The 3,122-nt window shown below is 40.7% G+C and carries 1 protein-coding gene and 3 pseudogenes; 3 read left to right on the forward strand and 1 reads right to left on the reverse strand.

Annotation, left to right across the window (positions count from 1 at the left end; all coding sequences use genetic code 11):
- Positions 1 to 37: 37 nt before the first annotated feature.
- The 3 genes and pseudogenes from HT693_RS12015 to gla form a co-directional block, all read left to right on the forward strand.
- Positions 38 to 154, forward strand: a pseudogene (locus tag HT693_RS12015) (hypothetical protein); the annotation flags it as partial.
- Between the two features lie 123 nt (positions 155 to 277).
- Positions 278 to 956 (forward strand): annotated as a pseudogene (locus tag HT693_RS06430) (LPXTG cell wall anchor domain-containing protein).
- Positions 957 to 1,178: 222 nt separating this feature from the next.
- Positions 1,179 to 2,048, forward strand: coding sequence for an aquaglyceroporin Gla (gene gla, locus HT693_RS06435; RefSeq protein WP_000348129.1), 870 nt, complete (start codon positions 1,179 to 1,181; stop codon positions 2,046 to 2,048).
- Positions 2,049 to 2,754: 706 nt separating this feature from the next.
- Here the strand turns inward: gla and HT693_RS12020 are convergent.
- Positions 2,755 to 3,122, reverse strand: a pseudogene (locus tag HT693_RS12020) (IS30 family transposase); the annotation flags it as partial.

Raw genomic sequence — 3,122 nt, forward strand, 5'->3', positions numbered from 1 at the left:
AGAAGATGTTAAAGAAAGCAAAACTGTTACCCGTACCATCAAGTATGTAGATGCGACTGATGAAACAACAGAAGTAGGTAGCCCAGTTACGCAAACCGTCACCTTAACGCGAACCAACAAGCGTAACAAAGTGACGAAAGTCGTGACAGCAGGAGACTGGTCAACAGGTACATGGGGTTCTCAAGACTCTCCAACTGTAACCAACTATGACGCCCCAGATAAGGCAACTGTAGCGGAAGCAACTGTAACATCAACAACTACAGATACAACCGAAGTAGTGAAATACCCACAAGCTACAGAAGATGTTAAAGAAAGCAAAACTGTTACCCGTACCATCAAGTATGTAGATGCGACTGATGAAACAACAGAAGTAGCTAGCCCAGTTACGCAAACAGTTGAATTAACAAGAACCAACAAGCGTAATAAAGTGACGAAAGTCGTGACAGAAGGTGAATGGACAACAGGCAACTGGGACGAAGTCGTATCGCCAGAAATTGAAAATTATGGTAAACCAGATTTACCAAAAGTATCGAATGCAGAAGTAACAGCAGATTCAAAAGGTACGACTATTTTGGTAAGGTATGACCGTTTATCAAGACCAGAAAAACCAATTCCAGAAATTCCAAGTCCTCAGGAACCAGGTGCTCCAGGTGAACCGACTCCAGACAAACCAAACCCACAACCAAATCCAGAGCATCCAAGTGTTCCGACACCAAACCCAGAACTACCAAATCAAGAGACTCCAATACCAGAGCTAACTCCAGAACCAGGTACTCCAAAAACTGAAATTCCAGTGAGTCCAGACCCAGAAGTTCCGACTTCTGAGACAAATAAAAAGAGAGGAATTGCCAAACACAGGTCCAGAAGCGAATGCTACCTTGGCTAGCGCTGGTATCATGACCTTATTAGCTGGTCTAGGATTAGGATTCTTCAAGAAAAAAGAAGATGAAAAATAATAGATTTTAGAATCTAGGAACAAGGAAAAGCTCACAGATGTGGGCTTTTTCCTGGTTTTGAGAACGAGGTCTTTCGAGAAGATTAAAAACGCTTACAAGTTCATTAGACTGGGAAACTCTGAATCCTATTTTTTTAAAAATATTTCCAGAAATCAGTTGCTAAATAGGGTAAAAATTGATAGAATAAAGAATATCTAAAAAATTTTAAGGAGAATCTAGCAAATGGATTTCACATGGGCACTGAAATATGCCACTGAATTTTTGGGAACTGCCATTTTGATCATTCTTGGGAATGGTGCAGTTGCCAACGTTGAACTTAAAGGTACGAAAGGTCACCAAAGTGGCTGGCTCGTCATCGCTGTTGGTTATGGTATGGGGGTTATGATCCCAGCCTTGATGTTTGGTAACGTATCTGGGAACCACATCAACCCTGCTTTCACTCTAGGACTTGCAGTTAGCGGTCTTTTCCCTTGGGCACAAGTGGTACCTTACATTATCGCGCAAGTCTTGGGGGCTATCTTTGGTCAAGCCTTAGTTGTGGCAACACACCGTCCATTCTACTTGAAAACTGAAAACCCAAATAACATCTTGGGAACTTTCTCAACTATTTCAAGTATTGACCATGGTACAAAAGAAAGTCGCTATGCAGCAACTGTTAATGGTTTTGTAAACGAGTTTGTTGGTTCATTTGTTTTGTTCTTTGCAGCTCTCGGTTTGACTAAAAACTTCTTTGGTGCTGAAGTGCTTCAATACATGAAACAAATGGCAACACAAGCAGGACAGACAGTTGATTTTTCTGACTTGGCTATTAAAGCACAGGTGGCTCCACACACTGCTTCAGGACTTTCTGTGGCTCACTTGGCACTTGGATTCCTCGTTATGGCTTTGGTAACATCACTTGGAGGACCTACAGGACCTGCCTTGAACCCAGCTCGTGACTTGGGGCCACGTCTCCTTCATGCTTTCCTTCCGAAATCAGTTCTTGGTGAGAATAAAGGCGATTCAAAATGGTGGTATTCTTGGGTACCAGTAGTAGCACCTATTGCAGCAGCAATTGCGGCAGTAGCTGTATTCAAATTCCTTTATCTCTAAGAAATAGCTCCTTTAACATTTGAGTGAGCACCATTTATAAGTAAGAGAGGATCAGATTGGTTCTCTCTTTTTGATTTTTCAGGGAAATGAAAGAAAATCGACACAAACTCCTCTCCAGCAGTGGTTTAAAAGTCTCAGTGGGTTATTCCAACTTTAATGGGCTATAGTAGGTTGCAGTTGAAATAATAGACCCTTTTTCTCAAACATTGTGAGAAATTAGTTTGAATTCCCCAATCAAATTGTGCAGTTTTCATTCTACTATATATTATATTATCGGAGATGGGTTCCCTATCTTGTAAGTCTGCTTTATAGTGGGTTGAAGTTGGAATAGTCCGCCCTTCTTTCTCGAACATTGTGAGGAATTGATTTGCCTTCCTCAACAAAATGTTTAGTTTTTATTTCATTTTGCCATAAAATAAGCGATTAGGGGGCTATTCTTCGACCAACATTGGCTCTGCTGTGTCCTATGATTGTTATCGTTTTATCTGCAATCTTATACTCAATGAAAATCAAAGAGCAAACTAGGAAACTAAACCCAGCTTGACCAAAGCACAAGTTTTGAGGTCGCAGGTAGAACTGACCAAGCTGATGTGGTTTGAAGAAATTCCCCAAGGCCAAATTTCAAGTTCAAGTTAGCCATGAAGAAGTCTTCTCTGGGTGATTTGTAGTTCAAGCATTTTTTAGGATAGTTATTAATCCAATTTTAGATGAATGTGACTTCTTTGGGAGTCGTTTCCTTAGTTCCCTTAGGTAACCATCTACGAATGAGGCTGTTGTGATTCTCATCAGTTCCCCTTTCCCAAGAGGCATAGGGGTGCGCATAATAGATATGTTCCTCAGAAAATACATCAGACAAGCGGTTAAATTCTGTACCATTATCTGCCGTGATGGAAATAATTTGATGTTGTTTTAAGATGAGTTTTAAAGCCTGATTGACCGCCTCAGCACTTTTATTTGGAATCAATCGGATAATTTGATGCCTAGTCCTTCGATCAGTTAAGACCAGTAAACAATAATTTTTCACCCTTGTAAGCAGAGCCGTATCAATCTCATAATGCCCATTCTCCAATCGCA

The sequence above is a fragment of the Streptococcus sp. 2154 genome, from assembly GCF_013277255.1.
In the GTDB taxonomy this organism is placed as follows: domain Bacteria; phylum Bacillota; class Bacilli; order Lactobacillales; family Streptococcaceae; genus Streptococcus; species Streptococcus pseudopneumoniae.